Source organism: Rufibacter soli, from assembly GCF_054781795.1.
Genome location: NZ_BAAGTS010000003.1, coordinates 97,645 through 118,349, shown reverse-complemented (window position 1 = coordinate 118,349; position 20,705 = coordinate 97,645). Strand labels below are relative to the sequence as shown.

18 protein-coding genes are annotated in these 20,705 nt (G+C 49.9%); 2 read left to right on the top strand and 16 right to left on the bottom strand.

Going from position 1 to position 20,705, the window contains the following annotated elements; all coding sequences use genetic code 11:
* The first annotated feature begins 103 nt into the window (after positions 1–103).
* Positions 104–733, top strand: a complete 630-nt coding sequence (locus tag ACYVJQ_RS13920) for a hypothetical protein (RefSeq protein WP_460893711.1) — start codon at positions 104–106, stop codon at positions 731–733.
* 357 nt (positions 734–1,090) lie between these two features.
* Here ACYVJQ_RS13920 and rlmF read toward each other — a convergent pair whose 3' ends face one another.
* The 8 genes from rlmF to ACYVJQ_RS13880 all read right to left on the bottom strand — a co-directional run bounded on the left by rlmF (position 1,091) and on the right by ACYVJQ_RS13880 (position 9,686).
* On the bottom strand, positions 1,091–2,068 hold the full coding sequence (gene rlmF, locus ACYVJQ_RS13915) for a 23S rRNA (adenine(1618)-N(6))-methyltransferase RlmF (protein WP_460893710.1): 978 nt from the start codon (positions 2,066–2,068) through the stop codon (positions 1,091–1,093).
* A gap of 32 nt (positions 2,069–2,100) precedes the next feature.
* A complete protein-coding gene (locus tag ACYVJQ_RS13910) occupies positions 2,101–2,343 on the bottom strand; it encodes a PLDc N-terminal domain-containing protein (protein WP_460893709.1) in 243 nt (80 codons plus the stop codon).
* A 143-nt stretch (positions 2,344–2,486) separates the two neighbouring features.
* Positions 2,487–2,870, bottom strand: a complete 384-nt coding sequence (locus ACYVJQ_RS13905; protein WP_460893708.1) for a DUF2255 family protein — start codon at positions 2,868–2,870, stop codon at positions 2,487–2,489.
* A gap of 192 nt (positions 2,871–3,062) precedes the next feature.
* The gene (locus ACYVJQ_RS13900; RefSeq protein WP_460893707.1) at positions 3,063–3,512 is read right to left on the bottom strand and encodes a hypothetical protein; all 450 of its coding nucleotides are present in this window, start codon (positions 3,510–3,512) and stop codon (positions 3,063–3,065) included.
* Between the two features lie 150 nt (positions 3,513–3,662).
* On the bottom strand, positions 3,663–6,602 hold the full coding sequence (locus ACYVJQ_RS13895) for a DEAD/DEAH box helicase (protein ID WP_460893706.1): 2,940 nt from the start codon (positions 6,600–6,602) through the stop codon (positions 3,663–3,665).
* Positions 6,603–6,904: 302 nt separating this feature from the next.
* Positions 6,905–8,128 carry an ABC transporter permease gene (locus ACYVJQ_RS13890; protein WP_460893705.1) on the bottom strand — a complete coding sequence of 408 codons (1,224 nt, stop codon included), beginning with the start codon at positions 8,126–8,128 and terminating at the stop codon, positions 6,905–6,907.
* Positions 8,129–8,366: 238 nt separating this feature from the next.
* Positions 8,367–9,179, bottom strand: a complete 813-nt coding sequence (locus ACYVJQ_RS13885; protein ID WP_460893704.1) for a class I SAM-dependent methyltransferase — start codon at positions 9,177–9,179, stop codon at positions 8,367–8,369.
* A 36-nt stretch (positions 9,180–9,215) separates the two neighbouring features.
* Positions 9,216–9,686: a ribosome-binding factor A gene (locus ACYVJQ_RS13880; RefSeq protein WP_460893703.1), complete on the bottom strand. Its 471-nt coding sequence runs from the start codon at positions 9,684–9,686 to the stop codon at positions 9,216–9,218.
* A 96-nt stretch (positions 9,687–9,782) separates the two neighbouring features.
* Here ACYVJQ_RS13880 and ACYVJQ_RS13875 point away from each other — a divergent pair, with 96 nt between their 5' ends.
* Entirely contained in the window at positions 9,783–11,192 is a 1,410-nt protein-coding gene (locus ACYVJQ_RS13875; protein ID WP_460893702.1) for a hypothetical protein, read from the top strand.
* Between the two features lie 282 nt (positions 11,193–11,474).
* On the opposite strand, the gene rpiB is transcribed toward ACYVJQ_RS13875, so the two are convergent.
* The 8 genes from rpiB to ACYVJQ_RS13835 form a co-directional block, all read right to left on the bottom strand.
* A complete protein-coding gene (rpiB, locus tag ACYVJQ_RS13870; protein WP_460893701.1) occupies positions 11,475–11,906 on the bottom strand; it encodes a ribose 5-phosphate isomerase B in 432 nt (143 codons plus the stop codon).
* A gap of 11 nt (positions 11,907–11,917) precedes the next feature.
* Positions 11,918–12,772 carry a twin-arginine translocase subunit TatC gene (gene tatC, locus ACYVJQ_RS13865; protein ID WP_460893700.1) on the bottom strand — a complete coding sequence of 285 codons (855 nt, stop codon included), beginning with the start codon at positions 12,770–12,772 and terminating at the stop codon, positions 11,918–11,920.
* A 130-nt stretch (positions 12,773–12,902) separates the two neighbouring features.
* Positions 12,903–14,177 (bottom strand): serine hydroxymethyltransferase, encoded by a 1,275-nt coding sequence (glyA, locus tag ACYVJQ_RS13860; RefSeq protein ID WP_460893699.1) that lies wholly within the window; start codon positions 14,175–14,177, stop codon positions 12,903–12,905.
* 176 nt (positions 14,178–14,353) lie between these two features.
* On the bottom strand, positions 14,354–17,779 hold the full coding sequence (locus ACYVJQ_RS13855; RefSeq protein ID WP_460893698.1) for a choice-of-anchor D domain-containing protein: 3,426 nt from the start codon (positions 17,777–17,779) through the stop codon (positions 14,354–14,356).
* Positions 17,780–18,181: 402 nt separating this feature from the next.
* On the bottom strand, positions 18,182–18,877 hold the full coding sequence (locus tag ACYVJQ_RS13850; RefSeq protein WP_460893697.1) for a metallophosphoesterase family protein: 696 nt from the start codon (positions 18,875–18,877) through the stop codon (positions 18,182–18,184).
* A gap of 286 nt (positions 18,878–19,163) precedes the next feature.
* Positions 19,164–19,406: a hypothetical protein gene (locus ACYVJQ_RS13845; protein WP_460893696.1), complete on the bottom strand. Its 243-nt coding sequence runs from the start codon at positions 19,404–19,406 to the stop codon at positions 19,164–19,166.
* 54 nt (positions 19,407–19,460) lie between these two features.
* A complete protein-coding gene (locus ACYVJQ_RS13840; protein ID WP_460893695.1) occupies positions 19,461–19,748 on the bottom strand; it encodes a hypothetical protein in 288 nt (95 codons plus the stop codon).
* A gap of 64 nt (positions 19,749–19,812) precedes the next feature.
* The gene (locus tag ACYVJQ_RS13835; protein WP_460893694.1) at positions 19,813–20,670 is read right to left on the bottom strand and encodes an SDR family oxidoreductase; all 858 of its coding nucleotides are present in this window, start codon (positions 20,668–20,670) and stop codon (positions 19,813–19,815) included.
* Between the last annotated feature and the right edge of the window lie 35 nt (positions 20,671–20,705).

Genomic DNA, 20,705 nt, shown 5'->3' with positions numbered 1-20,705 from the left:
ATAGGTAACAAGTAAAATCTTTTTAGTAATATTACTAGCCTGCTCCTTTTACTCAGAGGAGCAGGCTTTTTACTAACCCATCAGTTAAAACAGAAACCCAGAAATGAAAAAAATCCTTCTTCTTTTGGTGGTAGTAGCCATTGCCGCCGGCGGATATTGGTTTTATAACAGAGCCAAAACCGGCCCCGAGGCCTCTATTGTAGAGATACGGTCGGCGTTGGAAACCAAAGACATGGAAAAGCTGCAGAAGTACGTGGACTTTAAGCGCACCTCAGCGAGCATAGTGGAGGAAAGCCAGAACATGGCCGTTGACCTGTTGCCCGAAGAACTGCAAGGCGCCGCTAACCTCCTAAGACGCGGCCTCAAAGCCAGAAAGCAATTAACCTCTACCGTACGCAACCAACTCATCCAAAGCGCCGAGACCGTGTCTGGCCAGAAAGTGCCTGAGATTGGCGACGTGGTGAAACTGCTACCCATTGGCAAGCTCATCAATACCAAAATGCTGCCCAAGCTGGAGTTTGAAGGCATAGACAACATTGACCGCCAGGATTCCATTGCGCTGGTAGGCCTGAACGTGAAGCCCATAAATGGAGATGAGTCTATGGTGATTGAACTGCGCATGCTTCAGAAAGAAGACTACTGGCAAGTGGTAGGCGTAGAGAACTTCAAGGAGGTACTACCCAAACTGATCTCTATTGGCAAGAAAAAGAAAGAAGAAGAAGCTGGGTTGTAGCGTTTCTTAAGCTAAGAACTTTACCTAAAGAACTACTGCTCTCTCCTTGTCATCCTGGAAGGATCTTGGTAGCAAACGGTAATGGCATCAGAGTAAACGCTTATCTAGTTCGCCCACAAGGTCCTTTCAGGATGACAGCTGAGGTGAAAAAGGTAATCTACTACTTAACTTTCCTAGACAAAAAGGCCCATGCAGAATGTTCTGTATGGGCCTTTTTGATGAAGTCGTTTTAGGGCCGTTTTTGAAAAAACAGGCTTAAAACGGTTATTCGTCTATTCTTCATTCGTCTCTTACTAAAGGGGTTAGTCTATTCTGCTGGAGGGGATGTTCTTAAAACATAGGTGCATCTTTTCCAGTTTACTTCCACCGGGTGGCTACCCATTCTTTTTTCTGCTCAGGGGTAAGAAACGTCCAGGCTACAATGCGGCTGCTTTTGTTTCCCTGGCTCATAGGAATGGTTTTTACCTCTACGGCTTTAGCCATTTCCAGGGCTTTATAGGTACTCTTTAGGCTAGCTGATCTAGACACCAGGGTAGAGAACCAGAAGCAGGAATAAGCATATTGCCGGCTCTGGCGCACCATGTCGGCAATGAATCTTTCCTCCCCTCCTTCGCACCACAGTTCATTGTGCTGCCCGCCAAAGTTGAGCACGGTCTTGGTGACTTTCTGCTGCTTGAGGTTTCTTAGTTTGCGTTGGGTGCCTGCCTGGGCATCTGCCGCCGAGGCGTGAAAGGGTGGGTTGCAGATAGACAAATCTATGCGTTCCCCTTCCTGGAGAATGCCTTTAAAAATATCATTGGGGTTAGGCTGTAATCTTAGCTCTATGTGCCCTTTTAAACCCGGGTTCTTGTCCAGAATGCGTTGCGCAGAGGCGATGGAAACCGGGTCAATGTCGGCGCCTATAAAAGACCAGCCGTACTCCTGGTGGCCAATGAGCGGGTACACGGCATTCGCGCCCACGCCCACATCCAGGCAGGTAATCTTAGGGCCCCGGGGTATTTTGTCTCCCTTGCCGCCAGGGTTCTGGCTGCCCAGCAGATCAGCTATGTGGTGAAGGTAATCAGCCCGGCCGGGGATGGGCGGACATAGGTAGTTCTGAGGGATCTCCCAGTCCTTGATCTGGTAGAAGTGCTGGAGCAATGCTTTGTTCAGCATTTTCACCGCCGCTGGGTTGAAAAAGTCTATAGACTCATCCTGATACTCGTTCCGCTTTACAAACTCCTTTAAAGGTGGGCAGCTGGCAATAAGCTTCCTGAAATCATAGCGCTCCCGGTGCTTGTTCCTGGGGTGCAGCTCTGATTTCTCTTTGGGGTGTTCTTTCTTTTTAGGAAGCATGTACGCGTACTATGGAATGTGAAGATGCCTGGCTATAAAAACGCTTTTATTTTCTGTTTCCGGCCAAGCACTAAATAGAGGATAGCGCCAAGAACCGGCACAAACACAATAGCCACCAACCAGATGAGCTTCTCTATGCTGTTCGCAAAGGTACTGGTGAGTACATCTACCAATGCCCAAAGCCAGAGGAGAGCCGGAATACCGGCAAAAAGTAGGAGCATCAATATTTCTGAAATACCAATGTTCCCGATAAATAATAAGAGCTGGTGTTGCATATAGGAAGTGTTAAGAGTCTAAAATGCAGTACTGGTATCTGCTCTTAATGAAAGCAGGAGTAATCTATTTACGTATTCATTGCCTCTTCTGACTAGAAGCTTCTACTATCCTGGCTATTAAGAACTCCCTTTTCTAAAGGCCATTAATTAGCCCTTAAAAAGAACTCCATGGTATAGGCATGGTACTCTGGCTGGGTAATGCCCTCCACATATGAAAGATTATGTTCCTGGGTATATTTCTGCTTATAGGCTTGGTCTACCAGAAGGTTCATGTGGGCATCAGTTAACTGTTTGCCGGTCACCTTTAGCACCTGGTCTCCCAACTTCAATTCCCCTACTCCCTGCTCCTGGAAGGCTGTAAACCAACTTCTACTGCTTTTAGCCCAACTTCGGGCAAACACCCTTCCCTCTACCGTCACCATCCAAATGTCTAAGAATTTGTCACGGTCTGTGCCGCCTTTTACCCCGGCCAAGGTATTTGAGGCCAGGTAGTCAAGTGATTTCTGGGAAAACGGATAGGTAGTCACTTATCTTAATTTGAATATCAGAGAGTAAAAAAGGCAATAAGGTTTGTCTAGAGGGATTAGTCGGTTTATGGCCTTAGCTTTTTCCTGCTTTGGTTGAACAGAACGCCAGGGATTTAATGCAATTGAAATTGTAAATCCCTTGATAATGTTCTTTTAGGAAAGACTAGAACTTCAATAATAATAATTTATATACTATTTAATTTGAAGGGTATTGGGTGAAAAATAGACCCTAATGTCATTAGTGCTCTCTACAGTAAACTTTTCTACGTTTTTATTTTTTAAATATAGAGTACCAATAAAGGCTGTTCCCTCATTATTTGTCATTTCAAATTTAAAATGGTCTTCCTTCTTAAAACAGGAACTGACCAGGAATTCTTTTTGATTATCGCTTATGTCTTCCACAACCTTTCCTGTGCCATCATTAAGTATTTGGAAATAGAGATTAATTCTTGCCCTATCAGTCCGTAGGCTTTGGTCTGAATCAAATTTTTTAGAATAGACATGAGTGAAATAATACTTCGTGATGAAGTTTGTTACCTGCTTTGTCTCTGGATGGATGTTGAAAGTATGCGTGCCATGTTGTGCAAATAAAGTAAGGCTAATACAAATCAGGCTAATGGTAAAGAAGAGTCTTATTTGCATGTTATTGTATTTATATGGCCTTCCTAATTGCTTTTATATAGTCCCCGCTTTGGGAACAGTCATTTATAATTATAGAATATATAAGTAAGATTCTTTATTAATAATATACCGGTTTCAAGCCCATTTTCCCAAAAACAGGCACAAAGCAGCCTAGCTCAACAGACTCTCAATATCCTCCTTGGTCAACCGCTTAATCACGGCTTCATCAGTGGAGATAAGGTCTGAGACCATTTGCAGTTTCTTGTCCTGCAGGGCCAGGATCTTCTCTTCCACGCTGTTCTTGGTGATGAACTTGTAGGTGAAGACGGTGTTCTGCTGGCCAATGCGGTGGGCACGGTCAATGGCCTGGGCTTCTACGGCGGGGTTCCACCAAGGGTCCAGAATGAACACGTAGTCGGCGGCGGTGAGGTTGAGGCCTACGCCCCCGGCTTTTAGGGAGATAAGGAAGACGGGCAGTTTAGGGTCGTTCTGGAAGTTATTGACCTGCGCCTGACGGTCTTTGGTGGAGCCGTCCAGATAGGCGTATTTGATCTTGCGCTCGTCCAGGGCGGCGCGCACAATGTCCAGGTGCTTTACAAATTGGCTGAAGATAAGCACCTTGTGGCCTTCGCTCACCACGTTGCGGGTAAGGCGCATGACCTCGCCCAGCTTGCCAGATTCCGCTTCAGAGGCCGGGTCGGCCATGCGCGGGTGGTTGGCTATCTGGCGCAGCTTCATCAAGCCTTGCAAGAGCATGAACTGCGACTTGGCCGCGCCCTGCTCCTCTATGTTCTTGAGGATCTTGTTGCGGTAGTAAGACTTGGTTTCCTCGTAGGCATGCTCCTGCTCCTCGGTCATCTTGCAGTAGGTGACGTGCTCAATCTTCTCGGGCAGTTCTTTGGCTACCTGGCTTTTGTGACGGCGCAGGATAAAGGGCTTGATGAGGGCGTGCAGACGGTGCGTTTTATGCTCGTCCTTCAGCTTCTCAATAGGCCGCAGAAACTCCTTCTTGAAGAAGTTCTGGGTACCCAGCAGCCCCGGGTTGATGAACGACATCTGGCTCCAGAGATCAAGCGTGCTGTTCTCTACGGGCGTGCCGGTTAAGATCAGGCGGTGCTTAGACTTGAGCTCACGTATGCTGATGGAGGTATTGGAATTAGGGTTTTTGATGGCCTGGCTCTCGTCCAGAATCACGTAGTCAAAGATGTATTTCTTCAGGAGCTCATGGTCCAGGCGCACAATGCCGTAAGACGTGAGAATAAGGTCATAGTGCTTGAACTGCGACACGTTTTTGTTGCGGTACGTGCCGGTGTAGGTAAGAATGCGAAGTTGAGGCGTGAACTTCTGGGCTTCGGCTAACCAGTTGTAAATCAAAGAAGTAGGCATAACCAGCAAAGACGCACTCTGGGCGCCGTGCTCTTTGCGGTGTTGCAACATGGCCAGCGTCTGCACGGTCTTGCCCAGACCCATGTCATCGGCTAAACATCCTCCAAAGTGGTATTCCTGCACGAAATGCAGCCAGTTATAGCCCGCTTTCTGGTAGGGCCTTAGTTCGCCTTTGAAACCGGCAGGTAACGGTTTATCCTCCACGGCCTCAAACTCGCGCAGCTTCTCCAACTTGCGACTCATGGTCACGTGAGCCAGGTTGCCGTTCTGCAGATCGCTTACCAGAGATAAATGGTGCTTGCGCAGCTTCATCTCGTCTTCGCCCTCAGAAAAAGCGAACAGTTCCAGGTACTGGGTAAACCATTCTTCGGGGATGATGGCAATCTGGCCGTTGGGTAGGGTGTACTCGCGTCGCTTGGTGAGGATGTGGTTGCGCAGCTTAATGAACGGAATCTCATAGGGCCCGAACTTCACGGTGCCGTAAATGTCAAACCAGTCATTGGACTCATTGATGCCCACGTTCACGCTAGTTTCGCCTATGAAATAGTTCTTCTCAGACTGGCTCTGCTTAAGGGTGAAGCCCAGCTCCTCCAGGGCCTTGGCGTAGGTGTTAAGCCACCCGAAGGCCTTGGGCTTGTCCATAACCGCCTTGCCGTTCCTGATTTCCAGGCCACGGCTGGAAAGCTCACGCAAAAAGGCCAATTCTTTCTCCTGGTCCCGGTGCAGCCGATGGAAGATGTAGGACTCCTCGGTCTTCTCCACGTTCACGCTTATGTTGCGGGTTTCCTGGGTGCCCACCAGGTAGCTGCCGTACTTAAAGCTGAGCTGGAACACAATCTTATCGCCGTCTGAGGGCAGCTGGGTCGTTTCCTCCTCCTCTTCCTGACCGGCAGCGGCAAATAGGGCCGGGGCCGGCTCGCCTACGGTCAGCTCAGAGAACTGCAGCTGGGGCTGTGGTACGTAGCGCTCAGACTTAATGTCAAAGCCTTTGGCGTAGACGTCAAACTGCTCTACCAGCGGGGCCACAAACTTGCGGTAATAGCTCTCCTCCACATTGCGGGGTACAACAATGAATTTCTTGTTGAGAAAGGGCAGCAGTTTTTTGCCGTCTACCTGTTTCTCAAAGCTATGCAGCACGTCATTGAGCAGCAGCCAGGCGGGCTCCTTACAGACCAACACGGCGTCCTGGTACTGGAACTCCAGGCGTTCGCCCTTGTATTTGATGGTAGGGAAATAATGGGTGTTTTCCTCGTTGCGCCGGAAATGGAACAGTACGGTGGCTTTTTCGGGGGCCATTTGCACGCGTTTCCAGGTAGGCTCGCCGTCTTTGCCCATGATAAAGACCATCTTCTCCTTAAGCAGATCCAGAATCTTAGACATGCGACTCTGCACGTAATGCTCTATGTTTTCCTGCAGTTGCTTGTCGCCTTTGGCAGGGTCATAGGTTTTGAGGAAGAAATCTGCCAGGGTGGTTTTCTTGACGGCAAACCGCTTGAAAACCGCATCTTGCTGAATCTGATCTATAAGCTCAATCAGCCGGAAATCCGTCTTGTCCAGGCGGGAAGCAAACTCATCTGCGTTCTTGCTGGAGATGTTCTGGTGCTGGAGCGTGAGCTGTCTTTTGGAGTTCACCTGTATCACAAAAGACTCAAACAGATAGCCCAGGTACTCATGCTCAAAAAGAGAATAAATAACTTGAAAAGGCTGCGTGGTGAATACTTTCATGATGGAGGCTTACTATCCCAACTTTGAAAGTACAACAAAAAGTTTTTTCTACCCAGGAGATAGACATAAAATTTAGCAGACTCTAATTTGATTGGCAGCCCATACGCTGGTTTACACCTGTTTCCGGGAAAACGGGCCTAAAACAGGAATATATATATAATGTGCTATGTTTCGCCCAATGAGTTCCCTTATACGCCAACTGCCGGCGCCAGCCTTTGACCGGAAGTAGCAAGAGAAAGGACCAAGCCCAAAGGAGCGCTTTCTGTTTTAAGCCTATTTTTCAGAAAACGGGCTTAAAACGCCTATAGGTTCTCCCGGATGGAAAGGGACGCCGCCCGCTGGGCCGGCCGAATGGAAACCAGGAACGTGATGAAGATAATGGCTACGGCCGTGAAGGCGAAATCCAGGGGACGCATTAAGACCGGATAGGCTTCTACTACTGACGTGCTCATGCCCATGGAAACCCAGCCGTAGGTCTGCTGCAGCCAGCAGATCAATCCGCCGGTGACCAGGCCCACCACGGCGCCGGTAAAGGCCACAATGGCGCCTTCCAGCAAAAAGACTTTTCTGATAGTGCCCGGGTCAGCGCCCAGTGAGGCCAGAATGGCGATGTCTTTCTGCTTGTCCAGCACCAGCATGGACAGGGAGAAGAAAATGTTGATGGAAGCGATGAGCAACACAAAGGTGAAGGTCACAAACACGAACAGCTTCTCCACTTTCACGGCCCGGAGCAAGCTCACATGCTGTTCCTCGCTGTTCTGCACGTTAAAGCCCGGGCCCAGCTGTTCCTGCAAGGCGGCCTTTACGTTGTCAATGTCTTTGGGATCCTTGGTCTTGACCTCCAGAGCCGTACGCTTGTTGCCGTAGCTCAGGAGCTCCTCCGCGAAGGCCAGCGGCACGAACACGTACTGGTCATCATACTGCCGCTCAATGGCAAACACGCCCCCCGCCTGGATGCCCAGCTGCCTAAAGGCGTTCTCGGGGTTGATGACCGTTTTCTTGCCGGCCTTGGGATATAAAAACTGTAGCGGTGAGAACGGGTTCTCCGTCCGGATGGACAGTTGGTACTGCACCCCCCGTCCAATTAAGGCATATTGTGTTTTGCCTTTCTTGAGACGGTAACTGCCCTCTACAATTGCCGAGTCAATCTGGTTCTGAAGGAAGAAGTTGTCGCTTACGCCTTTCACCTTCACTACCATCTGGCGGTCATTGTAGCGCAGCAGTGCGTTGTCTTCAATGACTTCGGTGAGCAAGGCCACCCCCGGCGTTTTGCGTATACGCTCCAGAAACTGGGCATTGGTCTCAAACGACTTTCCTTCTATGGAAGTGATCTTGATCTCGGGGTCAAACTTGCCGTACAGCGACCTTATCAAATCCTCCAGCCCGTTGAACACCGACAGTACCACAATCAAGGCCATGGACCCCACCCCCACACCAATCATGGCAATGATGGAGATGATGTTGATGATGTTGCGCTTCTTCTTGGAGAAGAAGTACCGCCGGGCGATAAAAAGGGCAACGTTCATCTGGTGGGTAATGAGTGATGGATTGGTTGAATGATTGAGAGAATGGCTGCTTTGGCTATTCAGGTCGGTTTACTGTTCTACGGGCAAAGAGTTTTATTTCTTTCTATTTCCTAAGATGTATCTGCTAATATCCTTTAGCGCCTGTTTAGAATAACAGCCACTAAATGATGTCCTGGATTTTGAAGAATGAGTGTTTCCCATTCTCTCAATCACTCATTCACTCAATCACTCAATAAACCTACTTCCAGGCCTTCACGATAAGGCCGGTGCCGGTGGGGTGGTTGCCGTTGGTGTCCAGCCAGTTCAACAAAAGGCAGAATGGGTACACCAGTAGGTAGTAGAACGGCAGAATGATGAAAAACAATTTGGAGGCCCCCAGCATTAAGATAGGGTACTTCATGCTCAGGCGCCAGGAGACCTTGCCCGGTGTGCCGTAAGAATAATGGGCTTGGGTGCGGCTGAAACCGGCGCTCCTCAGCTTGTCCTGAATTTCCTGGATGTTGTAGCCGTCGCGTACGTGCTCCTCAATAAAAGAGCTTTCCTCGTCGCCGTGCACGTCTGAGCCGCCTTGGTCTGAGGGCGTGGAGATGAGCACCATGCCGCCGGGTTTCATGGAGGCGTAGAAGTTCTTGAACACCTCCACGTCTTCCAGAATGTGCTCCATCACGTCTACGCTCAGCACCAGGTCAAAGGTCTCCTGCGGCTCGCGGTACGTGACCAAGTCCTCCTTGCGGAAGTTCACGTTGTTGCGGCCTATCTTCTGGAAGAAGTTGTGGCAGTCTGCGATCTGCTCGTCTTTCACGTCTACGGCCAAAATGCGCCATTTGTCGCTCATGCCTGAGAGGTAGTAGCTGTACTGACCAAAGCCCGAACCAGCATCCAGAATACGGATAGGCTGCTGGCGCTTGCCTTTGGCCCAGGCCCTGAGTTCCTTGTGGATGTGCCAGGTGCGGAGCAGCAACAGGTCTAAAAGGTGGTAAAAGAGTTTGCGCAGGAAAGGCGTCTTGTTGAACGCCTCGCCCAGAACGCGTTTTATGGGATCGTACTGCATGGGTGGGTTTAGTAGCTGGCTTTGGCAAAGGCAGTATTAGCGGCCTCTAGTGTCTTCGTCCTCGGTGTCTTCGTCTTCAAAGTCGTCCTCGTCCTCCTCTTCATCATCCTCGTCTTCAGGGTTGGTGAAAGGGTTGGTGGGGTCTTCCTTAGACTCTGCCGGGATATCCAGCTGCGACAGGGTTTTGTCCATTTTGGCGGCGTACTCGGCGGTGTCATCCAGATAGAAGATGAGCTCTGGGATCACGCGCACCTGGTTCTTGATGCGCTTGGCCAGCTCATGCCTAATAGTCTTGGTGTGAACCTGGATTTCCTTGAGCATCTCGCGGCCGTTGGGGTTGAGCAACAGGCTTAAATGGGCCTTGGCCACCCCCAGGTCCGGGGATACCTGTACCCCGCTTACGGATATATAGGCACCGTGAAACAGGTGGGAGACATCGCGCTGGAAGATATCAGCAAGCTCTTTCTGGATCAGACGGGCGAATTTTTGTTGGCGTTTACTTTCCATGATTCAGCAAATATCGCATTAATTTCACATTTTTACCCCACAAACCGCTGCCCTCTTTGACATAAGGTCCTGGGGGCGGCTCAGCCGCACTAACGCTTGATACGATTCTTCCGCAGTTTGTTTCCCTCTAGGTGGGTGGTGTTGGGGCTGCTGTTTCTTCTTATCCAGCTTCCGCTTTTCCTCCTGGACCTGCCCATGACGCTTTCTGAGCTGCACCATCTGCTGCTGGGCGAGCGGCTGCATGACGGGTTTATGCTCTACCAGGACGTGTATGACACCACTGCGCCCCTGTCGGCACTTATTTACTGGCTACTGGAGTCAATAGCCCCCCGGTCTATCTTGCTGCACCGGTTGCTGGCGACTTTCTTGATAGGCTACCAGGCGTTCCTGCTCAATTATATTTTCAACCGCAACCAGGTACACCCTTTCCGGTCTTACGTGCCGGCGTTATTGTACATGCTCTTTGGCAGCATTTTCTTTGAGCTAGACGTGCTCTCTCCCTTGCTGTTGGGCCATACGTTTGTGCTGCTAGCGGTGTATAGCCTCACGGCCATTTCTAAAGAGGCCTCTAACGGCGGACGGTTGTTCAAGGCCGGTTTCATGTTGGGGTTGGCCGCCCTTTGTTACCTGCCGCTCATGTGGTTTCTGGTATTGGGCTTCTTTGCCATCATCTACTTTGCCTCGGTGGCCTTCAGGAGCACGCTGCTCATGCTCACGGGCTTCGCGTTTCCCTTTAGCGTGGTCATCACCTTCTTTCTATACCAAAATGCGTTGGTGCCGTTCCTGGAGCAGGGCCTGGCGTGGAGCTGGCAGTTCGGGTTTGCCTTTGGCCTGCCCATGAAGCAGGTGCTCACCATTGTGGCCCTGCCCCTGGCCTTTCTGGCGCTCTCTTTCCTGAGCCTTCCCCTTATCACGTTGGGCCCCAACTACCAGGCCCGTTTCCTGCAGTTCATGCTCATCTGGACCATTGTGGTAGTGGTGGTGCTTATCAGCGGGCATGACGGGTCGGCTAAGGGATTGATTGTGGTGCTGCCGCTGATCTCGTATTTTGGAATCTTCCTGTTCTCCTGGTGGGGCAAACGCATTTGGGTGGCCGAGTTGCTGTTTCTAGTGATAGTGGCCGCGGTGGTGATGCTTCGGTACAATCCTTTTGGCATGGTGTATTTGCCCTTAGGCATAGAGGCTGAGTTGGTGCAGGTGCGTGACGCTCCCCGCTACCAGCAGGTGCAGGGTGAGCGCCTATTAGTGCTGGGCCCCGACCTTAACTACTACCAGCACAACCGCCTGGGCTCCCCCTACCTGCGTTGGGACCTGGCGCAGCCCTATTTTGGCCGCCTGGACAATTATCAGTCGCTGTTCACCATCCTGCAAGATCTTCGGCAAAGTCCCCCGGACTACATTGTGGACCAAAAGAATCTTATGCCCGAGCTACAGTACAAACTGCCGCTGGTCTTTCAGCGCTACGAGCGGGTGGAAAATGGGCCGTTCTACAAGCGAGTAAAGTAAAGGCTTTTGGCTGTTTTGAAGGCGTTTTTCAGAAAACAGGCTCAAAACAGGTTTCCGCCTTCCTGCTTCTCACCACCCTTTCTCAGGCTTGTAATTGTAAAGCTTGCATTGCCTAGCTAAAGCAAGAATAATGCAGTTAGCGTAAAAAGGGAGTTTGCGTTTTAGGCCTGTTTTCCCGAAAACGGGCCTAAAACAGCAAGGGCGCCCACAAGAGGCGCCCCTACCATATTAAATATACTTTGTGCCTTAGGACTCAGCACTCAAGACTCAGAACACACGCCGTTAGGCGCAACTAATCTTATCTACGCGGGTTTGGTGCCGGCCTCCTTCAAAGGGCGTGGTCAGGAAGGCGTCTACCATCTCCTGGGCCAACTCTTCGCTCACAAAGCGGGCCGGGATGCAGAGTACGTTAGCGTTGTTGTGGGAACGGGCCAGACGGGCCAGTTCCTTCTCCCAGCACAGGGCCGCCCTAATGCCGGCGTGCTTGTTGGCGGTGATGGCTACCCCGTTGCCGCTGCCGCAGATCAAGATGCCCAGCTCAAACTCCTTGTTCTCCACGGCCGTGGAAAGCGGGTGCACAAAGTCTGGGTAATCTACAGAGGCGTCTGAGAACGGCCCGAAGTCTTTCAATTCATGGCCTTGTTTCTCCAGTTGTTGCTTGAGAACTTCTTTGTATTGGAAACCGGCGTGGTCGCCGCCCAGGGCAATTTTCATAGAGGATAGGATTAAGAGGTCGCTTCTTTGTTTAAACGGGCCAGGTCCTGCTTGCGCACCATCCAGGAGATATGGATACTAACTTCATAGAGGAGAAGCAAGGGAATACCCATCAGGGTCATGCTCAACACGTCTGGTGGCGAGAGAATGGCCGCCACAAAGGCAATCACCACAATGGCGTGCTTTCGGTAGATGCGCATCAATTCCGGGCTTACCAGTCCGGCCTTGGAAAGGAAGAACACAATCATGGGCAACTCAAACATGAGCCCACACGACAAAACAATGGTAATGAGCGTAGACACGTAGGATGACAGGTCAAACTCATTCACAATGCTGGGATCTATCTGGTAAGAGGCCAGGAAGTTGATAGAGAGCGGCGAAACAATGAAATAGCCAAACAAAGACCCCACCAGAAACAGCGCCGACACGAAGAAGACCGCCCCCCTGGAGTTCTTCCGCTCATTGGGGTACAGACCGGGCTTGATGAAACTCCAGATTTCCCAAAACAGGTATGGGAAGCCCAGCAGCAAGCCTATAATAAAGGAACTGGTCAAGTGCATGGTAAACTGCGAAGCCAGTTCCCGGCTTTGCAGCGTGAACGGCAGCTCCTTGATGCAGAGCCCCGGCGAGTTTAAAATCGCCCCTACTTCACAAAGTTTCCGGTACGTAAGAAAGTCTACCCTTGACGGGCCCAGAATGATCTCATGGAAAACAATCTCCGGAAAACTGAAGGCGATGCCGGTAAATACCACCACAGCCACCGCCGACCGGATCAAATGCCACCGTAGAACCTCCAGGTGGTCCAAAAAGGTCATCTCATGCTCTTCTCCACTGTGCGCTGCCACCTCTCCGGAACGTTGTGCCATGTATCAATAAAACTTATTTACAAGCGTTTCAGGTAGAGGGTGCTTTTCCCAGCTGTGGTTGGTTTTCTTGCCAACCTGCTTATGCCGGGAAAAGCGTCTCTCTAATGAAGTGTAGCCTGCGTCTGGTTATTTAGTAGTTAAACAACGGGAACTGTAGCATCCAGTTGTTGATGTCTTTTCTGGTTTGGGCAATGATGGTGTCATTGTCATGGTTCATGAGCACGCGGTCAATGTATTCCACAATGCGGTCCATGTCTTGTTCCTTCAGTCCCCGGGTAGTTACGGCCGCCGAGCCAATTCGGATTCCGGAGGTCACAAAAGGAGATTTGTCATCAAAGGGCACCATGTTCTTGTTGATGGTGATATCGGCTTTGATTAGGGTGTTTTCGGCCAGCTTGCCAGTCAAGTCCTTAGATCTCAAGTCAATTAACATGAGGTGGTTGTCTGTACCGGAAGAGATGAGTTTGTAGCCACGGTTCACCAGGGAATGGGCCAACGCCTGGGCGTTTTTCTGTACCTGGGCGGTATACTCTTTGTAAGAAGGCGTAAGGGCCTCAAAGAACGCCACGGCTTTGGCGGCAATCACGTGCTCCAGTGGTCCGCCCTGCGTGCCTGGGAACACGCCACTGTCCAGCAGGGAGGACATCATGCGTACCTCGCCTTTTGGTGTCTTCAGCCCGAATGGGTTTTCAAAGTCTTTCCGCATCATGATCATGCCACCGCGTGGGCCCCTAAGGGTTTTGTGCGTGGTGGTGGTCACAATGTGGCAATAGTCAAACGGGTCATTCAAAAGACCGGTGGCAATTAGGCCGGCCGGGTGCGAAATGTCAGCCAATAAAAGGGCACCTACCGCATCGGCGGCCTCGCGCAATACTTTGTAGTTCCAGTCACGGGAATAGGCCGAGGCCCCACAGATGATCAACTTTGGTTTCTCGCGCTCGGCTACCTCTCTTACTTTATCCCAGTTGATCTCGCCGGTCTCCGGCTCCACCCCATAGAAGGACGGCTTATAGAGTTTACCCGAGAAGTTCACTGGTGACCCGTGGGTTAAGTGCCCACCGTGTGACAGGTCAAAGCCCAGGATTTTATCTCCGGCGTTTAGCACGGCCAGCATCACGGCGGCATTGGCCTGGGCGCCGGAGTGCGGCTGTACGTTCACCCACTCTACCCCGAAGAGTTGCTTGGCGCGGTCAATAGCCAGCTGTTCTGATTGGTCTACTATCTCACAACCCCCATAATAGCGCTTAGCGGGCAGGCCCTCGGCGTATTTATTGGTCAGCACGCTGCCCATAGCCTCCATTACCTGGTCAGACACAAAGTTTTCTGAGGCAATGAGTTCTAAGCCGTGTAATTGGCGTTGGTGCTCTTTCTGGATAAGGTCGAAGATTTGGGAATCGCGTTGCATGAGAGATTTTGTTAGTAGGTGCCCAAAAGTACAGCCATTGCAGCAAATAACCAATGGTTTAAGGTTGAAGGCACAAGAGAAATGGTGTGTAGCGGTCTTGGGCGGTTCTAGGGGAAAGGGCTAAAAAAAAGCCCCGGGCTTAACCCGGGGCTTTTGTGTTAGGTGTTGGTGGGTGATTACTGCTTCACTACACGGGAAGTAGTTACCTGGCCATTTATTTCTGTAGTCAAGATGTAGATACCTGCGCTTAGAGAAGCATTGCCTAATGGAAGTTCTACTACAGCGGCGCCTTTTTCTACAGAGATTACTTGCTCAAAAGCTTTTTTACCAGTTACGTAGTAAAGAACTACGTTCATCTGGCCTGCTTCAGCAGCTTCAACCTCCAGGTTCAGGTTCTGCACAAATGGATTTGGATATACTTTCACTTGTGCATTTGAAGATCCGGTCAGTGCTCTCTTAACAGCAATTACATTGCTCAGTTCAGAAGCGCCATCCAGGTCAACTTGCTTTAAGCGGTAGTAGGTTACAGGTCCTCTTGGAGCACGGTCCATGAACTCATAAGATTGCACCACTGAGCTGTTAGTTACTTTGCTGTCTACACGGCCAATCGTTACAAAATTTTCTTTGGTAGGATTGGCGCTAGCCTGTACTTCAAAGTAAGCATTGTCTTTTTCAGAGGCCGTTTTCCAGGTAAGGGTAATGCCTTTAGAAGATCCTTTACCAGCGAAGTCCATTAATTCAACTGGAAGCGGAGCAGGTTCAAGTACGGTGAACACTGCATCATCAGTACCTCCTGCTGTTGTCACTTCTAATTTACCATTACCTGCGGGTGCCGCATCAGGTACTACAGTAGTGAAGCCTTCAGCGGTTTCTTTCCAGCTAGCTTTGGTTCCATTAATAGTGACATTAGTGATACCCTTAAGGTCTGCTCCTGTTACCTTAATTACTGTACCAGGAAGTCCTGCATTTGGATCTAACTTGGCAATTACTGGTGCTGGAATAGAAAGTGTGTAGGCAGTTTGTGACTCAACCGTTCCAAATTCTCCTTCTACTGTAAGCAGGCCTGTTGCGGCGTCGGCTGGCACGGTGGCCTTAACCTCAGTGCTACTCACGTACTCATAGAAGCTAGGGTAGGTATTGTTGCCGTTGGCGTCCTTGAAGTAAACCATGCCGTCAACCCAGAAGTTACGTCCTATTATAGTTACTACCGTGCCAACCGGACCTGATTTAGGCGTGAAGTCAGTGATGATTGGCATTGGAACCGTTACAGTAAATTCTGCCTGTGCGGTACCACCAGCTGTTGTCACTACTAATAAGCCTTTTCCAACTGGAGCATCTGCTGGGACTACGGTGGTGAAACCTTGTGTCGTCTCTTTATAAGCAGCTGTTATCCCGTTGATAGTCACTGCTGTAATTCCTTTCAGGTTTGTTCCGGTCACTTGCACTACCGTGCCATCAGGGCCAGAATTAGGGCTCACAGTTGAAATAGCGGGAGCTGGTACAGTAAGTGTAAATACTGTTGCTGATTCTGTTACACCAAATTCTCCTTCTACTGTAAGCAGGCCTGTTGCGGCGTCGGCTGGCACGGTGGCCTTAACCTCAGTGCTACTCACGTACTCATAGAAGCTAGGGTAGGTATTGTTGCCGTTGGCGTCCTTGAAGTAAACCATGCCGTCAACCCAGAAGTTACCCCCTTTAATAGTAACAACTGTACCAACCGGACCTGATTTAGGCGTGAAGTCTGTGATTACTGGCCCTGCTTCAACAGAAAATGATGCTTGGCTAGTTGTTGTCTTGGTAGAATTATCATAGGCAAGTGTTACCGGGCCTGTTATAGAGCCTTCTGGTACTGTTGCCTCAATAGTCTTATCATCAATTATTCTGAACACAGCAGTTTTCCCATTTTGGAAAATAACACCACTTGTGTTAGTAAAGTTGGAACCTAAAATCCTGATGGTAGCTCCAATAGCACCCAGTTCTGGATCAAAGCTGCTGATGGTGGGAGGAAGAATAACGCCCTCGCCGGACAGGTTGATGGTGTAGGGGTTCTCGTTGGGGTCGTTGTTTGCGATGCTGATGGTGGCGAACTTGTCCAGCACGGAAGTCGGCTTGAAGACCACCTCGAAGGTGGAGGTGCCGCCCACAGCGATGGTGGACTCCGGCTGCTTGGTGATCTGGAACTGGTTGGCGTTCGCTCCGCTCAGCTGCAGCGGGGTGGTGATGGAAAGGGGCTGGTCACCTGTGTTCTCGATGGTGAACACCACGGGGGCGCTTTCCACGTTCAGGTTCTGGGCGCTGAACACGTAGGAAGAGGAACCGCCGGTCGCGCTGCTGCCCGGTAATACGTTGATCTCAGGAAATTGTACTGCAAACGTGGCAACGCTTGTAGTAGTACTTCCACCCTTATTATAAGAAATTTTAACGTTCCCAGAAGTTGCACCGGCTGGAACAGTGGCAGTTATAGTATTATCATCCACCACTTTAAATACGGCAGATCTTCCAGTTGAAGTTCCATTTTCGAAAAGAACTAATTCTGTGTTAGTGAGGTTGGAACCCAAAATTTTGATGGTAGCTCCAATAGGGCCTGCACTTGGATCAAAGCTGCTGATGGTGGGAGGAAGAAGAACGCCCTCGCCGGACAGGTTGATGGTGTAGGGGTTCTCGTTGGGGTCGTTGTTTGCGATGCTGATGGTGGCGAACTTGTCCAGCACGGAAGTCGGCTTGAAGACCACCTCGAAGGTGGAGGTGCCGCCCACAGCGATGGTGGACTCCGGCTGCTTGGTGATCTGGAACTGGTTGGCGTTCGCTCCGCTCAGCTGCAGCGGGGTGGTGATGGAAAGGGGCTGGTCACCTGTGTTCTCGATGGTGAACACCACGGGGGCGCTTTCCACGTTCAGGTTCTGGGCGCTGAACACGTAGGAAGAGGAACCGCCGGTCGCGCTGCTGCCCGGTAATACGTTGATCTCAGGAGCTGAAGGTACAACTACTGATTCTGTTAATAAAACTCTATCCACAAGTACTGACCCTGCTGTTAAGCCTGTAGCTTGTTTAAGCCTCACAAACTTTGTGGTGTTTTTTAGCTTTACGGTCTTAGGTTCTCCGTCATTCGTTGGACTTGATTGTCTTGGTAAAGAGTTATAGGTTGCAATGGGTGAATAACTATCAATAGCGTCAGTTTCAGATTCCTCTACTATAAATGTACCATTATAGATAGCAGTTAGATCTGAGCCATTCCTATAAGCAATATGAAATTTTAAATCACCTGGCTTTGTAGTAGATGGTAAACCACTAAGGTCAATTTTGATAAAATCCCCGTTTGAATTAAAATTAGCTACTCTGGATCCCGAGAAATTTTTAGCATCTACGCCCCCTAATTCAGCAGGCGCATCAGTTCCTAGTCCAAAATGGGACCACCCAGGTTTAGGTGCTGGAACATTATTCAAGGTTGACCAAGGACCATAATGTTCTGTCGGCAAGGTGGTCACCTGTGCCTGCGTCTTCAGTGCGGGGGTAGCACTTAGTAAAACCAAGACTAAAAATAGCCAGATTCTGCTTGCCCTACTTTCCCCGGAAGACATTCTTCTGAGTAAATTTTTCTCCATAACGCTACTTTAAAATTGATGAACTGATTTTGGGTTGTAACTATAAATTGTTGGTCAATACCTACTTGTGGGTATTCTAAAAATTAGCCCTCTTATAAAAATAGTAATATTAAATAATATAATTATATTTTAAAGAGTATTCATTTTTGGGGTGGCCCATACGGGTAAAATTACAATAAAGTTTAAGATTCTAAGATATTAATTTATAAATTTTTAAGTATGCGTAGAAGCTTCCTTCAGGACATTCAGAATATAGGGAGTCTGTAATATTTAAGGAAAGGCCCTTCAGTTGCTATTTAAGAGCCTCATAAAGATTAGTGGAGAAAAGGAACATTAGAGGGAAATAGGAGAATAGGAAGGAGTTGGTTGAAGGGGATTAATTGCAGGACAATTTTTAATGTTTTACTTGGTCTTGATGGGGTAAGGCTCCTCTGAATTCTGTAAGAAGAATAATGCTAAAGTGTCTAGGTTGAGGGCGCATAACTGCCCGAACTCCTGATTCTTATAATACACACAGCCAGCATCCAGATTAATAGCTGGCCGCTTTCTGCTGACCGCTTGCTCAATGCTTGCCCTTGGGATGGGAAGGTGCCCGTGCAAGAGCCTTCTCTCGCCTAGTTTGGCCAGCGACGGCTGCATGCGTTTGGTATTGAGCAGAACAAAGTTGTTGGTAAGAAGGGGGTTAGATAAAGAGAAGTCCAGGCCGGCGTGCACCAAAACATAGTCGTCCAATATTGCTAGTAGCGGGAGCGACTTGATAAAGGAAATATACGCCTGGTCTATGTCTTGAAAGGAGGCTACCCCAAAGTTCTGCAAGGTGCTCTGTTTGTCTTCCGGGGTAAGCCAGACGGTATGTTCGCCTTTGTCCAGGGCATCTAAGAGCAACTGGTCATGATTGCCCCGCAGGCAAGTGAGTTGATAACCCTGCCGCTGCAAATAAAAGATATAGTCCATCACCTCTTTGCTGTGGGGACCTTTGTTAATGTAGTCGCCTAAGAGGTACAGGTGGTCCTGGGGCCCAAGTTGAATTACCTGCTCCACCATCTTCTGGAAAGTGACCAGGCACCCGTGGATATCTGAAATGGCATATCGGGCCATAAAATTAAAAGGTAAGAATTGCTGAAATGGAGATGTACGTCTGGTAGGGTCTACTGTTTTAAAACCGAAGGTCGACTCTGGTCTGTAAATCTTTTGTTAAGTGTAAAAACGGAATGAAGGCAGTTGTCTTTTGTAGGTAAGATTTCAGTTTTAAGCCTGTTTTTTGGAAAATGGCCCCGAAACAGTTTTCTGATAAACTAGCTCCCAGAGGCAAAACATGACAGGGCCCAAATGAAAAAGGCACCTCCCAGATGGAAGGTGCCTTTCTATGTATAGCTAAACCTAATCAAGACCCGCCATAGCCTGGCTTGTCAATCTGTGGTTTATTGGTGTTCCGGTTAGGGTGCGTGCGGGCTTCTGGCACTGGGCGTTCCTGGTCATCCAGGTGCTTGGCTACCAGTTCTTCGGCACGGTCAATGGCCTCTGGCCCACCGGTGGTCTTGGCGCCAGCTTTGTCATCGCCTCTGTTGGCGGGGCCGCCTTTCTGAGACTTAGAATCCTGGTTGGTGTTATTGCTCTTATATGGCATGAGTTCCTCCTTTTTTAAGTTAGTTCAACATATCCTTTATCACTCGTCACTAAATCACGTGCCGCGGCCTTCTTCCTCGGTGCGCATGTTGTCTGCCGGATGCTCAGTGCTGTCTGCGTCTTCGTTTACGCTCACAGATGATGGTCCGTCTGAAGAGTCAGAGCCGTAGCCCTCTTTGCCGTCTCGGTTCCCGAAGCCACCGCGCTGGGCCTCATTCTTTGGCGGATCTGCGCCCGGGATAATATGCCCGGCCATCATGTCTTCCATGTTGGTACTGGTGTCATCAATCACCCGTACCGGTCGGTCATGACCGTTGGGGTGCTCTTTATTGTCAGTTGCCATAGGCGTTGGGGTTAAAGTTAAAATTGTCTCCTAGTTTACTGTTTCCACGTGGAAAGGTTAAGGCTTACCCATTGATCATCTCGCCGCCGTTCACGTGAATGGTCTGTCCGGTAATATAAGAACCGTCTTCAGAGGCCAGAAACACATAAGCAGGCGCTACTTCAGAAGGCTGGCCCAAACGCCCCATGGGCTGGTCTTTGCCAAAATCACCTACTTCTTCCAGCGTGGCCGGAATGAGCGGGGTCCAGATAGGGCCGGGGGCCACGGCGTTTACCCGTATGCCTTCCTTGGCCAGGTTCTGCGAGAGCGACCGGGTAAAGGTGGTGATGGCGCCCTTGGTAGCCGAGTAATCCATGAGGTGCTCAGAACCGCGGTAAGACGTGATGGAGGTGGTATTGATAATGCTGTCGCCTTTCTGTAAATGGTCCAGGGCGGCTTGGGCCACAAAGAAGAATGAGAAAATGTTGGTCCGGAAGGTGTCTTCCAGCTGTTGGCCGGAGATCTCGCGCAAGTCCTGCTTTTCGTGCTGCTCAGCGGCATTGTTCACCAGAATGTTCAGGCCGCCCAGTTCTTTCACGGCCCGTTTCACGCTGTCCTTACAGAACTTCTCGTCGCGCAGGTCACCGGCAATCAAGACGCATATACGGCCCTCTTTCTCCACCATCTTCTGGGTGTCTTTGGCGTCTTTGTCCTCGTTGAGGTAGACAATAGCCACATCGGCGCCCTCGCGGGCGAAGTGAACGGCTACCGCGCGCCCAATACCGCTGTCGCCGCCGGTAATCAGGGCTTTCTTGCCCTTGAGTTTATCGCTGCCTTTGTAGCCTTCCCGTATGACGGTAGGCTCTGGGGTCATTTTATGTTCCAGGCCCGGTTGCTGGCTTTGGTGCTGATCTGGGACTTTCTTCGGTTTCTCGGTGGCCATATGTGATTGGTTAAAGTTGAGTACTAGTCAGTGCA

Excerpts from the sequence above, each read along its gene's own strand:
- ACYVJQ_RS13920 (WP_460893711.1), top strand. The coding sequence starts at position 104 with ATGAAAAAAATCCTTCTTCTTTTGGTGGTAGTAGCCATTGCCGCCGGC.
- rlmF (WP_460893710.1), bottom strand. The coding sequence starts at position 2,068 with ATGCTTCCTAAAAAGAAAGAACACCCCAAAGAGAAATCAGAGCTGCAC.
- ACYVJQ_RS13910 (WP_460893709.1), bottom strand. The coding sequence starts at position 2,343 with ATGCAACACCAGCTCTTATTATTTATCGGGAACATTGGTATTTCAGAA.
- ACYVJQ_RS13900 (WP_460893707.1), bottom strand. The coding sequence starts at position 3,512 with ATGCAAATAAGACTCTTCTTTACCATTAGCCTGATTTGTATTAGCCTT.
- ACYVJQ_RS13895 (WP_460893706.1), bottom strand. The coding sequence starts at position 6,602 with ATGAAAGTATTCACCACGCAGCCTTTTCAAGTTATTTATTCTCTTTTT.
- ACYVJQ_RS13890 (WP_460893705.1), bottom strand. The coding sequence starts at position 8,128 with ATGAACGTTGCCCTTTTTATCGCCCGGCGGTACTTCTTCTCCAAGAAG.
- ACYVJQ_RS13885 (WP_460893704.1), bottom strand. The coding sequence starts at position 9,179 with ATGCAGTACGATCCCATAAAACGCGTTCTGGGCGAGGCGTTCAACAAG.
- ACYVJQ_RS13880 (WP_460893703.1), bottom strand. The coding sequence starts at position 9,686 with ATGGAAAGTAAACGCCAACAAAAATTCGCCCGTCTGATCCAGAAAGAG.
- rpiB (WP_460893701.1), bottom strand. The coding sequence starts at position 11,906 with ATGAAAATTGCCCTGGGCGGCGACCACGCCGGTTTCCAATACAAAGAA.
- tatC (WP_460893700.1), bottom strand. The coding sequence starts at position 12,772 with ATGGCACAACGTTCCGGAGAGGTGGCAGCGCACAGTGGAGAAGAGCAT.
- glyA (WP_460893699.1), bottom strand. The coding sequence starts at position 14,177 with ATGCAACGCGATTCCCAAATCTTCGACCTTATCCAGAAAGAGCACCAA.
- ACYVJQ_RS13855 (WP_460893698.1), bottom strand. The coding sequence starts at position 17,779 with ATGGAGAAAAATTTACTCAGAAGAATGTCTTCCGGGGAAAGTAGGGCA.
- ACYVJQ_RS13850 (WP_460893697.1), bottom strand. The coding sequence starts at position 18,877 with ATGGCCCGATATGCCATTTCAGATATCCACGGGTGCCTGGTCACTTTC.
- ACYVJQ_RS13845 (WP_460893696.1), bottom strand. The coding sequence starts at position 19,406 with ATGCCATATAAGAGCAATAACACCAACCAGGATTCTAAGTCTCAGAAA.
- ACYVJQ_RS13840 (WP_460893695.1), bottom strand. The coding sequence starts at position 19,748 with ATGGCAACTGACAATAAAGAGCACCCCAACGGTCATGACCGACCGGTA.
- ACYVJQ_RS13835 (WP_460893694.1), bottom strand. The coding sequence starts at position 20,670 with ATGGCCACCGAGAAACCGAAGAAAGTCCCAGATCAGCACCAAAGCCAG.